Consider the following 16,111-nt stretch of genomic DNA (forward strand, 5'->3'; position numbering starts at 1 on the left):
GCCGGTCACCCCTTGACCGCTCCGGAGGTCAGTCCGGCGACGATCCGCCGCTGGAAGAACAGAACGAAAACGATGATCGGGATGGTGATCACCATCGCCGCGGCGGCGATCGATCCCGTGGGCTGCTCGAACTGCGAACTGCCGGTGAAGAACGCGATGGCGGCCGGCACAGTGCGCGCCGCCTCCGTGGAGGTCAGCGAGATCGCGAACAGGAAGTCGTTCCAGCAGAAGATGAACACGAGGATGGCCGTGGTGAACACGCCGGGCGCCGCGAGCGGCACGATGACCAGTCGGAACGCCTGCGCGGGAGTGGCCCCGTCGACCTTCGCGGCCTTCTCCAGGTCCCAGGGGATCTCCCGGAAGAACGCCGACAGGGTGTAGATGGCCAGCGGCAGCGAGAACGTCATGTACGGGATGATCAGACCGATCCAGGTGTCGAAGATGCCCAGGATCCGCTCGATGTTGAACAGCGGGGACACCAGTGAGATCGGCGGGAACATCGCGATCAGCAGGGACATGCCGATGAGGATCCGTTTGCCGGGGAACCTCAGTCTGGCCACCGCGTACGCCGCCATGGTCCCCAGCACGACGGCGATGACCGTGGCGATCAGGGCGATGCCGATCGAGTTGATCAGCGCGCGGGTGAACTCGCTGGTGCGGAAGATGCCCCGGTAGTTCTCCCAGGTCCAGTCCGTCGGGATGTAGTTGCCGTCGGTGAGGGTGCTGGGGTCCTTGAACGACAGCGCGGCGATCCACCACACCGGGAACAGGGCGTACAGCACCACCACGATGTTCACCACGGTCCATCGGGCGGCGTGGGTCTTGCCGACTGTGGCCATCAGCGTTTCACCTCCGCGCCGGGAGCGGCCGCGCCGAACAGTCTGACGAAGGTGAAAGCGATGATCGCGACGCAGATGAAGATCAGCACCGAGACGGTCGAGCCGATACCCAGGTTCAGCGCGGTGAACAGGTTGTCGTAGCCGAGGATCGACACGGAGCCGGTGTCGTGTGCCCCCGCGGTGAGGATGTAGATGTTGTCGAAGATCCGGAACGCGTCGAGCGTGCGGAACAGGAGGGCCACCAGGATGGCCGGCTTCATCAGGGGCAGCATGACCTTGGTGAACCGCTGCCAGGGGGTGGCCCCGTCGACCATGGCGGCCCGCAGGGTCTCCTCGGGGACCAGTGCGAGACCGGCGAGCAGCAGCAGCGCCATGAAGGGCGTCGTCTTCCACACCTCGGCGAGGATGATCAGCCACAGCGCCGGCCAGTGCTCGGTCAGCGGGGCGCTGCCTTCGGGCAACAGGGCTGCCAGGTAGCCGAGTTGAGGCGTCCAGGCGTACTGCCAGGAGAACGCGGCGACCACGGTGACGATGCCGTAGGGAATCAGCACGGAGGTGCGGACGAGACCGCGCGCGAAGATCGTCCGGTGCATCACCAGGGCGAGTGCCATACCGAGGACGAGTTCGACGGCCACGGAGACCGCGGTGATGAACACGGTCACCCAGAACGCGTCCCACCAGTACGGGGATGACAGCACGGCCCCGTAGTTGCTCAGCCCGATGAACTTCGCCTGTCCCGGAAACCGCAGGTCGTAGCGCTGGAGCGACAGATAGACGGCGTAGCAGATGGGGTAGGCGGTCACGGCGACCATGACGATGACGGCGGGCGCGCACAGCATCCAGCCGAGCCGTCGTTCCTGGCGGGCTCCGGCCGACAGGGCCGCCGCCCGTTCACGGTCGGCCTGTTCCTCTGCGGGCGGCCGGCTCGCGCCGGACCGAGTCTGCTCACTCATCCGGCACCACCCCGGTGAGGGCGCCGCGGCCGGGGAAGCCGGCCGGCGAAGGGACGGGGCGGGGGCGGTTCACGGGATCACACCCTTGGATTGCAGGGCATCGCTGATCTGGTTGCTCATGGTGTCGACGGCGCTCTCGGGATCGATCCCGGACGGCGGCGAGAGGGTGTGGGAGACCACGATGGACACGTTCTGGTACGCCGGTGTCTGCGGGCGCACACTCGCGGACTCCAGAGCGTCGAGCACCTCACCGGCGAACGGGTACTCCTTCACGAGCGCGTCGTCGTCGTACAGCGCCCTCAGTGTCGGCGGGAGTCCGCCCTCCAGGGCGGCCGTGAGCTGGTTCTCCCGGTTGCGCAGACACAGGGCCGCCTCGAAGGCGAGGTCGGGGTCGCGCGAATAGGCGCTCACCGCGAGGTCGATACCGCCGATCGTCGGCCGCGAAGGCCGGTCGGCGTCGACCCGGGGGTAGGGGGCCCAGCGGAAGCTCTTGAAGAGCTCCGGGTTGTTCGCCTTCATCGACGGATAGACGAACGGGTAGTTGAGCTCGAAGGCCGCCGAACCCGACTCCATGGCCAGGCGGTTCTGGTCCTCCATCTGGTTCGACAGGGACGGGTCACCGGCCGGGGAGCGGGCGAGGTCGCGCATGACGGAGGCGGCGCGCACGGCGGGCGGGCCGAGGGAGGGCTCGGTCGCGCTGGCGTTCAGGATGCTGCCGCCCGCACTGCTGACGAGGGTGTTGAACCAGACCGTCAGCCCTTCGTACTGGGCGCCCTGGACCTCCACGTAGTGGGGTTTGCCCTCCTTGGCGAGGCGGGCTGCCATGTCCAGTATCTCGGCCCAGGTCTTGGGCGGCTCAGGCACCAAGTCCTCTCGGTACCAGAGGAGTTGGGTGTTGGTGTTGTACGGGACGGCGTACAGCCTGTTCTTCCAGGTCGAGGTCTGCAGCGGAACGCGCAGGGTGCCCTCGGTGGCCCGCTGCTTCATCCGGCCCGTCCACTCACGGATCCAGCGGGCCTCGGCGAACTCCGGTGCCCAGGTGACGTCCAGGCCCAGGATGTCCAGCGAGTCGTCCTTGGCGGCCAGCCGACGGACGAGTTGCTGCCGCTGGCCGTCGGCGGCGCGTGGGAGCTTGTGGTAGACGATCTTGTAGCGGCCCCCGGACGCCTTGCTGCACCGGTCCGCCGCCTTCTGCAGCGCGCCCGAGTCGTCGGGGAAGTTGTACCAGTCGATGCTGCGCGGGCCGGACCCCTCGTCGCCACCGCACGAGGAGAGAAAGGACGCCAGCAACGGCAGTACGGCAAGTGCTCGCAGCCGCCGCATCCGCACGTCACGCACCTTCTTCCCGCTCACCCGCCGGCTTCCGCCCCTGCTCGCGCCCCGGGTTTCCGGGACGACGTACGGGACTCCGCCTGGCGGTGTTCCAGTTCGCGCCCACTCTAAGCACCGCAGAACGGAAGGAAAGGTCACATGGCCGGTGTTTCACACGTACCGCCCAATACGTAACACCGGAAACGCGGTGGCCCGGTCACCCCGGAGGCCCCCGGCGCCGCCCCGTCCCAGGTGACATCCACGTTCGGGGGACGGTGTCGTCGGGAAGGCCGCGCCGTATGCGGTGCGTCCCCCGGGGCATCCGGAGCCCGCGCCTCGGACCGGAGGCATGACCGCGGGACTCCGCGCGTCGGCCCCGGCTGAACGGCGGTCGCGACGTTCGGTCCGGGTTCACACGCCGCCCATCAGGGCCGGGCCCCGCACCGTCGGTCGCACCGGGCAGAGTGCTCACGCCCGGGACGACGGAGTGATCTCCGCGATCAGCCCCTGGACCAGCGTCTTGATCTCGTCGCGGATCGGGCGGACGGCCTCGACGCCCCGGCCCGCCGGGTCCTCCAGCTGCCAGTCGAGGTAGCGCTTGCCAGGGAAGACGGGGCAGGTGTCGCCGCAGCCCATGGTGATGCACACGTCGGACTCCCTGACCGCGTCCACGGTGAGCATCTTCGGGATCTCGGCGGAGATGTCGATGCCGACCTCGGCCATGGCCTCGACCGCCGCGGGGTTGACCTGCGCGCCCGGGTTGGAGCCTGCGGAGCGCACCTCGATCCGGTCCCCGGCCAGATGCGTCAGCCACGCCGCGGCCATCTGGGAGCGGCCGGCGTTGTGGACACAGACGAACAGCACGGAAGGCTTGTCGGACATCTGAGGTCTCTCTCGTATCTCGCGCCGGGGCATGGGCGGAGCGGGGCCTACGGCCGAGGCCACCGGTCCGAAGAGTGCCGACGGAGCGGCGGACAGGCACGCGTCAGCACTCAGTGGTATCAGTCACCGCCGATGTGACAGTATCAGCGCATGCTGACGTCAGTCGACACTGATCTGATCCGGGTACTGGCCGACCCGCTGAGGCTTCAGATCGTCACTCTGCTCGCCCAGGAGACACTGTGCACCACCCATCTCGTGGAGGAGACCGGTGCCCGGCAGACCAACCTGTCCAACCATCTGAAGGTGCTGCGCGAGGCCGGTGTCGTGGAGACGGAACCCTGCGGCCGGTTCACCTACTACAGGCTCCGCGCGGACGTCATCGCCTCGCTCGCCGGGCAGTTCGCCGAGCTGGCCGAGTCCGCCCGCACCGCCGCCGGCAACAAGCGGTCCTGCCCCTGACCCCTCGCCTCGCACGGCGAAACCACCAAGGAGTCCTCGCTTGACCGCCACGCACGAGCCCGCCGTCGCCCTCGGCCCGCAGCCCGCGCCGCATGCGACTCCGCGGCGCCGGCCGCTCATCGCCCGCGCCGCGGCCGAACTCCTCGGCACAGCGGCCCTCGTCGCCGTGGTCGTCGGCTCCGGCATCCAGGCCACAGAGCTCACCGGCGATGTCGGCCTGCAACTGCTCGCCAACTCCCTGGCCACCGTGTTCGGCCTCGGCGTGCTGATCCTCCTGCTCGGCCCGGTCTCCGGCGCCCACTTCAACCCCGTCGTCACCCTCGCCGAATGGTTCACCGCCCGACGCGGCGGGACGGGCGTGACGCTGCGAGAAGCAGCCGTCTACGTCACCGCGCAGACCGTCGGCGCGATCGGGGGCACGGTCCTGGCCGACGCCATGTTCGCCAAGCCTCTCGTCGAGTGGTCCACCCACGACCGTTCCGCCGGACACCTGCTCCTCGGCGAGGTCGTCGCCACCGCGGGCCTGGTCCTGCTCGTCTTCGGTCTCGCCCGCACCGACCAGCTCCGTCACGCACCCGTCGCGGTCGCCTCCTACATCGGCGCCGCCTACTGGTTCACCTCCTCGACCTCCTTCGCCAACCCCGCCGTGACGATCGGCCGCGCCTTCACCGACACCTTCGCGGGTATCGCCCCGGGCTCGGTCGCCGGCTTCATCGGCATGCAGATCATCGGCGGCATGGTCGGCCTGGGCCTGGTGGCACTCCTCTTCCACCCGGGCCGGACCGCCGACGCGGACCCTGCCGTATAGCGCGCGTCCCCGGCGTCCTTGCGCCCAGGAAGCGCTTGGGGTCACCCCACGACCACCGCGAACTCGCCCACCCCGAACACGGCGTCTACCTCGTCGGCATGAAGTCCTACGGCCGCGCCCCCACCTTCCTCGCCATGACCGGCTACGAGCAGGTCCGCTCCGTCACCGCCGCCCTCGCAGGCGGCCTCCAAGCCGCCGACAACGTCGAACTCACCCTCCCCGAAACCGGAGTCTGCGGCGGCACGGGCCTCTTCGACGCCCCCGAGACCGACCAGAACGGCGGCGGAGGCTGCTGCGTGCCGACGCCGCAGCTGATCCAGCTCAGCACGCCGACGGCCGTCCCGGCCGTGACCACGACCTCCCCTGACCAGGCCGCTCCGGGCGGCTGCTGCGGATCGTGAGCGTACTCAGGGGGCGCGGGGAACTGCGCGACCAGCCGCGGACGGCCCGCACCCGAACAGTCACCCATCGCTACGGCGGCGGTGACGTCGGGTCGTCAGGTCCAGGGGGTCGGCCATACGGGCGTAGCCGCGGTCGCTGGGGAGGAGATGGCCGCCGCAGTCGTATCCGGCGCAGTGTCGTTCGCATGGCACTGGAGGATTCGAGGTGTGAGTGCCCCTCGCTCGCCCCACGCCTCCGCGAGTTCGGCGAGTCGGTTCAGGAGAGCTACGTCATCGGTCATCTGCCCGACGCTACTGGCAGGGCGTTGATGACCGGGCCGGCATCAGGTGGCCGATGCGTCACACGCGAGCGATGTGCTCGTCCAGGACGGCCCGCAGCCGGTCGATGTCGAGGGCCTCGTGCGCGCCCCGCTTCGGCAGGACATCGAGGCACATGATGTTGGGGTCACGGCTGAGCAGGACGAAATGGCCCGTCGTTTCTCGGTAGCCCCGGAAGAACGGCCACTCCTGGACCAGCGTGCTGTGGTCGGTACGGCAGGTGATCCCTGCCGAGGAGATCGTGGCGCGGTACTCGCCCTGCCATCCGACCGTCCGCTGGACATGGGCGGCTTGGAGGCGGGGGTATCCCCACACGATCAGGACGACGAACAGGAACAGAACCGTCGACACGACGTCGACGCTTCCGCGGCCGACGGTGGAGAGCAGCCACTGCCCCACCCATAGAGTGAGGAACGCGACTCGCAGGATCAGTCCGGTCCGCTTGATCCGCTCGCGGGCCTTCAGACCGACCAGTGTGTCGCCAGGCTGCGGGCGGTAGACCAGACGGACCGCGGCCCGCTCGTCCAGGACATCGCCCGGGGTTTCCGCACTTCCGTGGGCTCCTTCAGCGCTGCGGCCTGCGGTCATGCTTCCTCCCCGGGTACGAGAACCAGCGGATCGTATCGCAACGCAGTGGCAGGGCTGCCGCCGCTTTCGGGGGTCTGGAGGAACGGCCTGTGCCTCGGCGGACAGCGGACGCGCACGGTGGCGATCACATCGTGTTCGCGGCGAACAAGCGCTGCATGGCGGTGCCCGCGTCGGCCAGCGTCAGCGGGACGCCGAGACCGGCACACATGCGGTGGGCGCGCAGAACTGTACTGAGTGTGGCGGGAGTCGGTTCCCCGGCGGGTACCTGGACGACGACCTGGCGCGGCCGGTGGGCGTGCACGAGGGCCTCGATCTCCAGGGCGGCCGCCGCACGGGTGGCGATGTCGAGGCTGTGGCGCAGGGTCACGTGCAGGGTGTCGCCATCGAGACTGTGGCTGGTCAACATACGGGCTCCGCTCGGCCTTGTCCTCACGCCGGGTTCCGGCCCGGGCGGGGGCGGCCCGGGCTGTCCGACCCCTCAGGATGGCAGTGGCGACGTGGTATTGCCGTGTATGACAGGGCCCTTGGCCGACGTTCGGTGATTGCGGATCCGGTGTCCCGAGTCGTCTCTCGGCCGTCACCGTGCCTGTCCTGTCCCTGCTTGTCCCGGGCGGTGAGTGCGGTGATCCGAGTCCGGCGGGTACAAGTGCGTTGCGTGACAGGGGACTTGCCCGGAGACCCCGCCCGTCGGGCCCGGCGCCGCCTGGGGAAGAATAGCCGGATGGCATCCACTTCTCCCGCATCGCGGCTGATCGGTACTGCCGCCGGGGCGCGGCTCCGCCCGTTGGGCCTGCGCCGGCAAGGCCGGTCCCGGACGTGGCTGGACGATCAGGGCTGGTGGCTCGGCGTGGTCGAGTTCTCGGCCCCGAAATCGGGACAGGGAAGCGGTCTCCAGGCCGGCGTGACGTGGCTGTGGCACGACATGGGACACTTCTCCTTCGATGTCCAGTCGCTGCCGGTAGCCAGTCAGGGCTTCCGCAACGAGGCGCAGTTCGCGTCGGTGGCGGACGATCTCGCGGAACGAGCGGCTGTCAAGGCGCAGATGTTCCGGCGCCGGTTCCCGGACCTGGCGGCGACGGCCCGGGACCTCATATCCCAGCGGGTCGACCGAGGTTGGTCCTGGGAGGCATGGGACGCGGGGGTCGCCGCGGCACTCGTCGGTGACGTCTCCGTCGCCCGGGATCGCCTCAGCACGGTCCTCGACGAGGAACCGGTCGTGCAGTGGATGAGCGACGCGCAGCGGACCACGCGGGAGTTGCTGGACCTGGTCGACGACCGGGACGCCGTCCGAGCCTGGGCGGTCGACCGGATCACCTCGTGCAGGGCGCGGCTGGGTCTCGCCCCGGCTGTCGGGCTCGACGCGGCCCTCGACGTCAGGACATCCGTGGACCCGGCGGTCTGACGCCGGCTGTCCCAGCTCTGCGGGCGGCCGGCGATCTGAAGGGGGCCGCCCGAGGCCGGCGGGCGGCGGACGCGGGCCGAGGAGTGTGCTCACGGGCCGGGTGAACACACCGCTCGACGAGGCCGAACGGCCCCCGTGAACTCACCGAGTGGCGCCGGCTCCCCCGTCGACAGGGATCACGGCACCGGTGATGTAGCTGCCGGCGGGGCTCATCAGGAAGCCGCCGAATCATCGGCGAACCGTGCCCGCACAACCGGGTTGTCGAGGAGACGCTCCGGGTGACCGGGGCCGGTACGCACGGCCACGTCCTCGTGACGAAGCGGCTCACCGCAGGAGGAACACACGACCCGTGCCTGGGTGTCATGGCCGCACGTGGTGTGCCGCACCTTCACCGGAACGCCCTCGTCGTGGGCCAGCCATCGGTCGCCCCACGCGTTGATCGCGCTCAGCACACCGATGAAGTCGCGGCCCTTGTCCGGCAGCAGGTACTCATGGCGGACGGGTTCGGTCTGGTGGACGGACCGCTCGAGCATGCCCAGCGCTTCCAGACGTCGAAGGCGGTCGGTGAGCGTGTTCCGGGCGATGCCGAGTGAGTCGATGAAGCCGTCGAAGCGGGACTCACCGTAGAAGACCTCGCGCAGCACGAGCAGTGTCCAGCCGTCACCGAGGATGTCCACGGTGCGGGCGATGGAGCAGGGCCAGCCGTCGAACGAGGTCCGTCTCATGCCGTCGACCGTATCGGTCTCATCTTGCGACGCACTCCGCTGACCAGCACCGCAGGCCGGATGACCAGCATCGCGGGCCAGGGTGACACCCCCCTTGGCGCCGGAAGCATCATCCGAACTTCTACCGGTCAACTCGCATCGAGTCAATGGTGAATTAAGGCGACTTCAGGGCCCGGAATCCCTCGGAAGTCGGTGGTGTGACAGCCGCCGCACCGACGGCGCACTGAACTGCGTCGAAGGCGACACGATCGCGGATTACCAAGGGCCTCACATCACGCGTAATCGATTCCGCTCTCAGAAGAATTCCGGGACCGATCCCCGGCTGAACCGAGCCAGAACCAGCCATCGAGCAACGCCTCGGGCAGGGCCGGACGTCGACGACGCAGCCGCAGGCGGGCGCCCGGCGCCCTCTCGCGTCAGCCACCTCCATCCTGGCCAGAGCCTGGTCGGCGAGGTCCGCCACTCTCGCGGAGCGGTTGACTCCTCCTCCACGGCACCCCGGTCGAACTGCGATCCCGCACGGCCGACCCCTTCCGTTCCCGCCATGGGGCCGGGGCGCAAGGTGGCGTCAACGAGGGTCTGCGATGGCTGACTTGATGCCATAGTGTCCCGGCATCCCAGCACGGCACCTCGTGATCCTCCTGGCGATGCCTCACAGCCCGGCGCCCTCAGCCATCGCGGGAGTGCACATGCCCCAGCACCATGAGACACACCCTTGGACGCACGCGATGTCCACCACCTCCGACGCCGAGTTGGTGGCCGGACTCTCGTCACGCGGCTCGGCCGCCTTCGAGGCCTTGCAGGTGCTCCGCGCCCGTCATCTGCCGACTCTCCTCGAGTACGCCCGGCTGTGCGTCCCGGAGGAGCGCTTCGCGGCTCAGCTCTGTCACCAGACGCTGTCGACCGGCGTCCGGGTCGCCGCGGCGGGCCGCGTCCGGCCGAGAGCGGTGCGGCACAGCCTCCTGCTCCTGATGCGACGGCATGCGGCGGAGTGGGCCGACGACGACCGCCGACAGCGCCTGGCACCGGAGTTCGTTCACTGGCTCCTCGAAGTCGGTGAACACGAGGTACGGCACGAATCCGTACCCAACCAGCTCACGCACGCCTTCTGGCGGCTGCCCCAGCACGAGCAGGAGATCCTCTGGTACACCGAGATCGAACCGGGCGGAAGGGAACTCGCGGCGATCTGCGCCGGTGTCGACGCCGCCGAGTTGGCGTACCACCGCGATCACGCGCTCACCACTCTGCTGCGCGACTATCTGGACACCTACGGCACCAGTTGCGACGGGCCGGAGTGCAGGGGGTACCTGCGCATCCTGGACGCGCGGGCGCGCAGCTCGCCACCCGCGGCCCTGAGCACGGAATTCGACACCCATCTGGCCGCCTGTGTGCGCTGCGAGCACGCCCTGTTCGAACTGCGCACGCTGTACACGGCTCCCCGGGTCGCTCTGGTACCGGCCCTGGTCGGCTACTCCTGTCTGGCGTATGCCGAGCGAGCCACACCGGTGCCCCGGCCGGCAGTCGTACGGGAAGCCGCTCACCGTCACTCAGCGCCGTCCCGGCCGGCCACGACGCTGCACATGGCTCTCGCCGTCCTCGTCGCGGCGGTCGTGGTGGGCGTGGTTCTCGGTGTGCGCGCATCCGTGTGAGCCGGGCGGCGCGGGCACCGGCCGGGCCGCCCGCGCAGGCCCTTGTGCTCCTCCGGGGCTGAGCACGCCGTCGGCCAGAACCGCTGCTCAGGACGGTGAACCGTGCTTCGGGCGAGGCTGGGAAGCGGCTTCGCAGCGGACTCGTGTGCGTCGTCGACCTCCCTCGTGATCGGGCTCGGCTGGAACCGTAGCGTAATCGATTCCGCAAAGGGAGACGGGATTTCGCACCTTGCCGCTGCGTGCGGTGTAACCGCAGCTCAGAGGGCATGATCTCACGCCGAGTGATGTTACGCGGCGATCACGAAGAGGTTCTGACTTCGGCGAGTGTCGCGGAAGCTGTTGACTTCTGTGTGATTTTGCAGTCAGGTTTGCGCACCGCTTCGTCGGAGCGGGCCCCATTTCGCAAGGAGGAACCTCATGGCGATGCGTGATCTCACTTCGCTGGCCAGACGCTGCGTCTACGGCGGAGTGGCCCTGGCCCTCACCGCGGTGACCGCGTGCGGTGCGGGTGGCGGCGACGCAGGAGACAGCGGCGCGGCCGGTGCGTCCTGCGAGCCCGCCTCGGGCAAGGTCACGCTGGACTACTGGTCCTGGGTGCCGGGCATGCAGAACGCCGTCGACGTGTGGAACAAGAAGAACCCGGACATCCAGGTCAAGCTCAAGACGACGCCCTCGGGCAACGCGGGCACCTACCAGAACCTCTCCAACGCCCTCAAGGCCGGCAAGGCCCCGGACCTCGGCCAGATCGAGTACGACTCCCTGGCCAGCTTCCGGCTCAAGGAGGGGCTGCGGGACATATCGGCCTGCCCCGGGGTGGGTGCCGCGGGCGACGAGTTCGTCGACTGGACCTGGTCGCAGGTGCAGTTCGGGGCCGGCGGCAAGGACGGCGTCTGGGCGGTTCCCCAGGACACCGGCCCCATGGCGCTGTTCTACCGCAAGGACGTGTACGACAAGCTCGGCCTGAAGGCCCCCGCCACGTGGGAGGAGTACGCCGCGCAGGCCCGCACGCTGAAGAAGGCCGGCAAGTACATCACCCACTTCTCCCAGACGGACCCCAACTGGTTCACCGGACTGCTGTGGCAGAACAAGGCCACCATGTTCGAGCGCGAGGGCGACGCGTGGAAGGTCACCGTCGACCGCCCCGAGAGCCGCGAAGTCGCCGACTACTGGCAGAAGATGATCGACGACAAGCTCGTCGCCACCGACCTCCAGGGCTTCTCCCCCGCGCTGTACAAGGCCTGGAACTCGGGCGAGGTCGTCACCTGGATCAGCGCCGCGTGGGGCTACGGCACCATCCGTGACAACGCCAAGTCGACCAGCGGCAAGTGGGCGGTCGCCCCGATGCCGCAGTGGAAGGCCGGGGACAGCCAGGCGGGCAACTGGGGCGGGTCCACGACCGCGGTGCTGGGCGACACCGAACACCCGGCGGAGGCGTCGAAGTTCGCGCTCTGGCTCAACACGGACCCCACGGCGCTGGAGATCCTCAACCGCGAAGGCGGCCTCTACCCGGCCGCGGAGGCGGGCCTCCAACTGCCCGCGCTGAAGCAGCCCGTCGACTTCTACGGCAAGCAGAAGATCTTCGATGTCTTCGCCGAGGCCTCCGCGAACGTGGACACCGACTTCACCTGGGGTCCGACCATGACGGACACCTACCGCTACCTCAGTGACGGCACGGCGGGCGTCATCGCCGGCAAGAGCACCCTCGGTGACGTCCTGAAGGACACCGGCAGCCAGAGCGCCGACTCCCTGCGCAAGCAGGCACTCGATGTGACCGGCGGCTGACCGGTCCCCTCCCGCCACTCCCTGCCGCGACGCGGCAGGGAGTGCGAACGCAAAGGCTTCCCGTGACTCCCACCACCGTGCCGGCCACGGCGCCCAGACGCCGACGCCGTACGCTCGCCCCCTACGCCTTCCTCACGCCGTTCCTGATTCCCTTCTTCCTGTTCACCCTCGTGCCGGTCGGCTACGCGTTCTGGCAGAGCCTGCACAGGACCGAGCGGACCGGCGGCACCTTCGGCCGCACCGAGTCGGTCTTCGCCGGACTGAGCCAGTACGCCCAGGTCGTCCAGGAGCCCTACTTCACCGAGAGCGTGCTGCGCGTCCTCGCCTTCGCCCTCGTCCAGATCCCCGTCATGCTGACCCTCGCCCTGGTGCTCGCCCTGCTGCTCGACTCGGCGGTCGCCCGCGCCAAGCGCTTCTTCCGCCTGGTCTACTTCGTCCCGTACGGCATCCCGGGCGTCGTCGCCGCACTGATGTGGGCCTTCCTCTACGATCCCCGCCTGTCGCCCGTCGTGGACATGCTCAGGTCCGTGGGCGCCGAGGTCGACCTGCTCGGTCCCGACGCGATCCTGTGGTCCATCGGCAACGTCGTGACCTGGACGTACACCGGCTACAACATGCTCATCCTCTACGCCGCGCTCCAGGCCGTGCCGACCGACATCTCCGAGGCGGCCAGGATGGACGGGGCCGGCGGCTGGACCATCGCCACCCGCATCAAGATCCCCGTCATCCGCCCCGCGCTGACCCTCACCGCGGTGTTCTCCATCATCGGCACCTTCCAGCTGTTCACCGAGCCGCAGGTCTTCCGCGCGATCTCCACGAGTGTGACCAGCACCTACACCCCCAACCTCGCCGCCTACTCGCTCGCCTCCGGCGACAGCTACAGCGAGGCGGCGGCGCTGTCGGTCATCCTCGCCGTGGTGACGTTCACGCTGTCGTTCGCATTCCTGCGGTTCACTTCCAGGAGGCAGGGATGAGTCTGCTCACCCGCACCGAAGGTGCCCACGCCACGATCAGCCGACCGCCCCGCCGGCGGAACTCACCCGTGCCGGCCGTGGCCGCGACGGCGTTCCTGATCGTCGTCGCCGTCTACATGCTGCTGCCGGTCTACTGGCTGCTCGTCTCCTCGACCAAGAGCCAGAGCGACCTGGTCGCCACACCAGGCTTCCTGCCGGCCGACTGGCACTTCGGCGACAATCTGTCCGCTCTGTTCAGCCAGCAGAACGGCGTCTTCACCCGGTGGCTGCTCAACAGCCTGCTCTACGCGGGTGCGGGAGCGGCCGTCGCCACCCTCCTGGCCGCCGCCGCCGGATACGCCCTGGCCAAGTACTCCTTTCGCGGGCGCGAGGCCGTGTTCTCCGTCGTCCTCGGCGGTGTCCTCGTCCCCGCCACCGCGCTGGCCCTGCCGCTGTTCCTCCTCTTCGCGGAGGCCGACGCCACCAACACCTTCTGGTCGGTGTTCCTGCCCAGCGTCGTCAGCCCGTTCGGCGTCTATCTCTCCCGCGTCTTCGCCGCCGCGTCCGTACCGGACGAGGTGATGGAGGCCGCCCGCATGGACGGGGCCGGTGAGTTCCTCATCTTCCGCAGCATCGCGCTGCGCCTGATGTCACCCGCCCTGGTGACCGTGTTCCTGTTCCAGTTCGTCGTCATCTGGAACAACTTCCTGCTGCCGCTGGTGATGCTGCAGGACGACCGTCTCTACCCGGTCACCCTCGGCCTGTTCACCTGGCAGTCGCAGACCAGCCGCCTTCCCGAACTACAGACCCTCACCATCGTGGGCGCGCTGATATCCGTCGTGCCCATCGTGCTGACCTTCCTCCTCCTGCAGCGCTACTGGCGCGCCGGACTCGCCGCTGGAGCCGTGAAATCGTGAACCCCTCCCTCGCCGACGTGACCCGACGACTGGACGGGATCGCCTACGGCGGCGACTACAACCCGGAGCAGTGGCCGCGGGAGGTCTGGCACGAGGACATGCGCCTCATGCGCGAAGCGGGCGTCAACCTCGTGACCGTCGGCGTGTTCTCCTGGTCCCGCATCCAGCCGCGGCCCGGCGCGTACGACTGGCGGCTGCTGGACGAGGTCCTCGGCCTGCTGCACGAGCACGGCATCGCCGTCGACCTCGCCACTCCCACCGCCGCCCCTCCCCCCTGGTTCACCCGGCGGCACCCCGACGCCAGACCCGTCACCGCCTCGGGCAGCCGCCTGGCCCACGGCAGTCGGCAGGTCTTCTGCCCCAGCAGTCCGGCCTACGCGCAGGCCGCCGACGACCTGGTCACCGCACTGGCGACCCGCTACGGCGACCACCCCGCGCTGGCCATGTGGCACGTCCACAACGAGTGGGGCAACCACAACGCCCTGTGCTACTGCGACACCAGCGCCGCCGCCTTCCGCACCTGGCTCCAGGAGCGGTACAGGACCCTGGAGGCGCTCAACGAGGCCTGGGGAACGGACTTCTGGAGCCAGCGCTACGGCGACTGGGAGGAGATCGACCCGCCGCGCGACACCACCGCGTTCCGCAACCCCGGCCAGGAGCTCGACTACCGCCGCTTCTCCTCCGACGCGCTGCTCGCCCGGCATGCCGAGGAGTCCGCCATCCTGCGCCGGCTCGCCCCTCAGGTGCCCCTCACCACCAATGTGATGGGCACGCTGGAGAAGAAGATCGACGGGTACGCCTTCGCGGCCACCTGCGATGTCGTCTCCGTGGACCACTACCTCCCGGCTGCCGACCCGGACGCGCACATCGACTTGGCGCTCAACGCCGACCTCGCCCGCGGCATGGCCGCGGGCCGCCCCTGGCTCCTCATGGAACACTCGACGTCCGCCGTCAACTGGCAGGGCGTCAACGTCGCCAAACGGCCGGGCGAGACACGGCGCAACAGCCTGACCCACCTCGCCCGCGGCGCGGACGGCCTGATGTTCTTCCAGTGGCGGCAGTCCCGCGCCGGAGCGGAGAAGTGGCACTCCGCGATGCTCCCGCACGCGGGCACCGACGGCCGCGTCTGGAAGGAGGTCAGGGCACTGGGAACCGAACTGGCCGCCCTGCGCGAGGTGACCGGTGCCCGGGTGCGCGGTGACGTGGCGATCCTGTTCGACTGGCACAGCTGGTGGGCTCTGGAACTGGCGGGCCGCCCGTCGGACACCCTCTCCTACCTGGACGCCGTCCGGGACTGGTACGAGGCACTGTGGCGTCTGAACATCACCTGCGACCTCGTCCCGCCCGGCGCCGACCTCTCCCGCTACCGGGCCGTCCTCGCGCCCAGCCTCTACCTGCTGTCCGACGGCGACGCCGAGAACCTCACCCGGTACGTCGACCAGGGCGGACATCTCGCGGTGGGCTGCTTCAGCGGAGTCGTCGACGAGTACGACCGGGTGCACCTCGGCGGGTATCCGGGCGTGTTGCGCGACGTACTCGGCCTCGTCGTGGACGAGTACCTGCCCCTGCGTTCCGGTGAGGCCGCCCGGCTCGAGGACGGGTCGTACGCCCGCCACTGGGCGGAGCGCGTCGAACCCCGCGGCTGCACGCCCGAGTTCCGCTTCGCGGACACGCCCGACGGCGGCCCGGCCCGGGGCGGCCCCGCGGTCACCCGGCACACCTACGGCCGCGGCACCGCCTGGTACGCGGCCTGCCGCCTGCCGATGGAGACGCTGGGCAAACTGCTCCGCACCCTGTGCGCGGAGGCCGGGGCGACCCCGGTCGTCGACGCTCCGCCCGGTCTGGAAGCGGTACGGCGTAGCGGAGAACGGCACGACTACCTCTTCCTGATCAACCACACCGAGGAAGCGATCCGCCTCCCCGTCACCGGTGTCGCTCTCGCCGGCGCCCATGTCACCGACGGACAGGCCGCCGTGCCGCCCGGAGGTGTGGTGGTGATCCGTGAGGAACTCGCGTCCACCCCGGCGGACCCGCGCCCCGGCACCCGGCACAGCCCTCAGGGAGCGTCCACGTGACGACCCCGCCGACCGCTTCGGCCTCATCGCCCCTCGGATCCTCACCCAC

General features: G+C 69.5%; 15 protein-coding genes and 1 pseudogene. 9 read left to right on the forward strand and 7 right to left on the reverse strand.

Annotated features, from left to right (window positions below):
* Nucleotides 1–5 precede the first annotated feature (5 nt).
* The 4 genes from ACFYR0_RS11965 to ACFYR0_RS11980 all read right to left on the reverse strand — a co-directional run bounded on the left by ACFYR0_RS11965 (nucleotide 6) and on the right by ACFYR0_RS11980 (nucleotide 3,985).
* The gene (locus tag ACFYR0_RS11965; protein ID WP_389325194.1) at nucleotides 6–839 is read right to left on the reverse strand and encodes a carbohydrate ABC transporter permease; all 834 of its coding nucleotides are present in this window, start codon (nucleotides 837–839) and stop codon (nucleotides 6–8) included.
* Complete coding sequence (locus ACFYR0_RS11970; RefSeq protein WP_389325472.1) at nucleotides 839–1,678, reverse strand: carbohydrate ABC transporter permease; 840 nt, start codon at nucleotides 1,676–1,678, stop codon at nucleotides 839–841. The genes ACFYR0_RS11965 and ACFYR0_RS11970 overlap by 1 nt, the downstream gene beginning before the upstream one ends.
* A 183-nt stretch (nucleotides 1,679–1,861) precedes the next feature.
* A complete protein-coding gene (locus ACFYR0_RS11975; RefSeq protein ID WP_389325197.1) occupies nucleotides 1,862–3,145 on the reverse strand; it encodes an ABC transporter substrate-binding protein in 1,284 nt (427 codons plus the stop codon).
* Between the two features lie 426 nt (nucleotides 3,146–3,571).
* Nucleotides 3,572–3,985, reverse strand: coding sequence for an arsenate reductase ArsC (locus ACFYR0_RS11980; RefSeq protein ID WP_389325200.1), 414 nt, complete (start codon nucleotides 3,983–3,985; stop codon nucleotides 3,572–3,574).
* A gap of 150 nt (nucleotides 3,986–4,135) precedes the next feature.
* On the opposite strand from ACFYR0_RS11980, the gene ACFYR0_RS11985 reads away from it, so the two are divergent.
* The 3 genes and pseudogenes from ACFYR0_RS11985 to ACFYR0_RS11995 form a co-directional block, all read left to right on the forward strand.
* Nucleotides 4,136–4,444, forward strand: a complete 309-nt coding sequence (locus tag ACFYR0_RS11985) for an ArsR/SmtB family transcription factor (RefSeq protein ID WP_389325203.1) — start codon at nucleotides 4,136–4,138, stop codon at nucleotides 4,442–4,444.
* Nucleotides 4,445–4,484: 40 nt separating this feature from the next.
* Nucleotides 4,485–5,252: an aquaporin gene (locus tag ACFYR0_RS11990; protein ID WP_389325206.1), complete on the forward strand. Its 768-nt coding sequence runs from the start codon at nucleotides 4,485–4,487 to the stop codon at nucleotides 5,250–5,252.
* Nucleotides 5,253–5,296: 44 nt separating this feature from the next.
* A pseudogene (locus ACFYR0_RS11995) lies at nucleotides 5,297–5,653 on the forward strand (flavoprotein); the annotation flags it as partial.
* 339 nt (nucleotides 5,654–5,992) lie between these two features.
* Here ACFYR0_RS11995 and ACFYR0_RS12000 read toward each other — a convergent pair.
* Nucleotides 5,993–6,559 carry a YcxB family protein gene (locus ACFYR0_RS12000; RefSeq protein ID WP_389325209.1) on the reverse strand — a complete coding sequence of 189 codons (567 nt, stop codon included), beginning with the start codon at nucleotides 6,557–6,559 and terminating at the stop codon, nucleotides 5,993–5,995.
* Between the two features lie 124 nt (nucleotides 6,560–6,683).
* The gene (locus ACFYR0_RS12005; protein WP_389325212.1) at nucleotides 6,684–6,965 is read right to left on the reverse strand and encodes a hypothetical protein; all 282 of its coding nucleotides are present in this window, start codon (nucleotides 6,963–6,965) and stop codon (nucleotides 6,684–6,686) included.
* Between the two features lie 315 nt (nucleotides 6,966–7,280).
* Here ACFYR0_RS12005 and ACFYR0_RS12010 point away from each other — a divergent pair, with 315 nt between their 5' ends.
* Complete coding sequence (locus ACFYR0_RS12010; protein ID WP_389325215.1) at nucleotides 7,281–7,961, forward strand: hypothetical protein; 681 nt, start codon at nucleotides 7,281–7,283, stop codon at nucleotides 7,959–7,961.
* Between the two features lie 212 nt (nucleotides 7,962–8,173).
* Here ACFYR0_RS12010 and ACFYR0_RS12015 read toward each other — a convergent pair whose 3' ends face one another.
* Nucleotides 8,174–8,686, reverse strand: a complete 513-nt coding sequence (locus tag ACFYR0_RS12015; RefSeq protein WP_389325218.1) for a winged helix-turn-helix transcriptional regulator — start codon at nucleotides 8,684–8,686, stop codon at nucleotides 8,174–8,176.
* Nucleotides 8,687–9,414: 728 nt separating this feature from the next.
* Here ACFYR0_RS12015 and ACFYR0_RS12020 point away from each other — a divergent pair.
* The 5 genes from ACFYR0_RS12020 (at nucleotide 9,415) to ACFYR0_RS12040 (ending at nucleotide 16,062) form a co-directional block, all read left to right on the forward strand.
* Nucleotides 9,415–10,335 carry a hypothetical protein gene (locus ACFYR0_RS12020; RefSeq protein WP_389325221.1) on the forward strand — a complete coding sequence of 307 codons (921 nt, stop codon included), beginning with the start codon at nucleotides 9,415–9,417 and terminating at the stop codon, nucleotides 10,333–10,335.
* 417 nt (nucleotides 10,336–10,752) lie between these two features.
* Complete coding sequence (locus ACFYR0_RS12025; RefSeq protein WP_389325224.1) at nucleotides 10,753–12,117, forward strand: ABC transporter substrate-binding protein; 1,365 nt, start codon at nucleotides 10,753–10,755, stop codon at nucleotides 12,115–12,117.
* A gap of 62 nt (nucleotides 12,118–12,179) precedes the next feature.
* A complete protein-coding gene (locus ACFYR0_RS12030; protein WP_389325227.1) occupies nucleotides 12,180–13,091 on the forward strand; it encodes a carbohydrate ABC transporter permease in 912 nt (303 codons plus the stop codon).
* Nucleotides 13,088–13,987, forward strand: coding sequence for a carbohydrate ABC transporter permease (locus tag ACFYR0_RS12035; RefSeq protein ID WP_389325230.1), 900 nt, complete (start codon nucleotides 13,088–13,090; stop codon nucleotides 13,985–13,987). The genes ACFYR0_RS12030 and ACFYR0_RS12035 overlap by 4 nt, the downstream gene beginning before the upstream one ends.
* Nucleotides 13,981–16,062, forward strand: coding sequence for a beta-galactosidase (locus tag ACFYR0_RS12040; RefSeq protein ID WP_389325475.1), 2,082 nt, complete (start codon nucleotides 13,981–13,983; stop codon nucleotides 16,060–16,062). The genes ACFYR0_RS12035 and ACFYR0_RS12040 overlap by 7 nt, the downstream gene beginning before the upstream one ends.
* Nucleotides 16,063–16,111 lie beyond the last annotated feature (49 nt).

The organism is Streptomyces sp. NPDC005017, assembly GCF_042873115.1.
Taxonomy (GTDB): Bacteria; Actinomycetota; Actinomycetes; order Streptomycetales; family Streptomycetaceae; genus Streptomyces.

Coding starts and splice junctions, on each gene's coding strand:
- ACFYR0_RS11965 (WP_389325194.1), bottom strand. CDS start 839: ATGGCCACAGTCGGCAAGACCCACGCCGCCCGATGGACCGTGGTGAAC.
- ACFYR0_RS11970 (WP_389325472.1), bottom strand. CDS start 1,678: ATGCTGTGCGCGCCCGCCGTCATCGTCATGGTCGCCGTGACCGCCTAC.
- ACFYR0_RS11980 (WP_389325200.1), bottom strand. CDS start 3,985: ATGTCCGACAAGCCTTCCGTGCTGTTCGTCTGTGTCCACAACGCCGGC.
- ACFYR0_RS11985 (WP_389325203.1), top strand. CDS start 4,136: ATGCTGACGTCAGTCGACACTGATCTGATCCGGGTACTGGCCGACCCG.
- ACFYR0_RS12000 (WP_389325209.1), bottom strand. CDS start 6,559: ATGACCGCAGGCCGCAGCGCTGAAGGAGCCCACGGAAGTGCGGAAACC.
- ACFYR0_RS12005 (WP_389325212.1), bottom strand. CDS start 6,965: ATGTTGACCAGCCACAGTCTCGATGGCGACACCCTGCACGTGACCCTG.
- ACFYR0_RS12010 (WP_389325215.1), top strand. CDS start 7,281: ATGGCATCCACTTCTCCCGCATCGCGGCTGATCGGTACTGCCGCCGGG.
- ACFYR0_RS12015 (WP_389325218.1), bottom strand. CDS start 8,686: ATGAGACGGACCTCGTTCGACGGCTGGCCCTGCTCCATCGCCCGCACC.
- ACFYR0_RS12020 (WP_389325221.1), top strand. CDS start 9,415: ATGTCCACCACCTCCGACGCCGAGTTGGTGGCCGGACTCTCGTCACGC.
- ACFYR0_RS12025 (WP_389325224.1), top strand. CDS start 10,753: ATGGCGATGCGTGATCTCACTTCGCTGGCCAGACGCTGCGTCTACGGC.
- ACFYR0_RS12035 (WP_389325230.1), top strand. CDS start 13,088: ATGAGTCTGCTCACCCGCACCGAAGGTGCCCACGCCACGATCAGCCGA.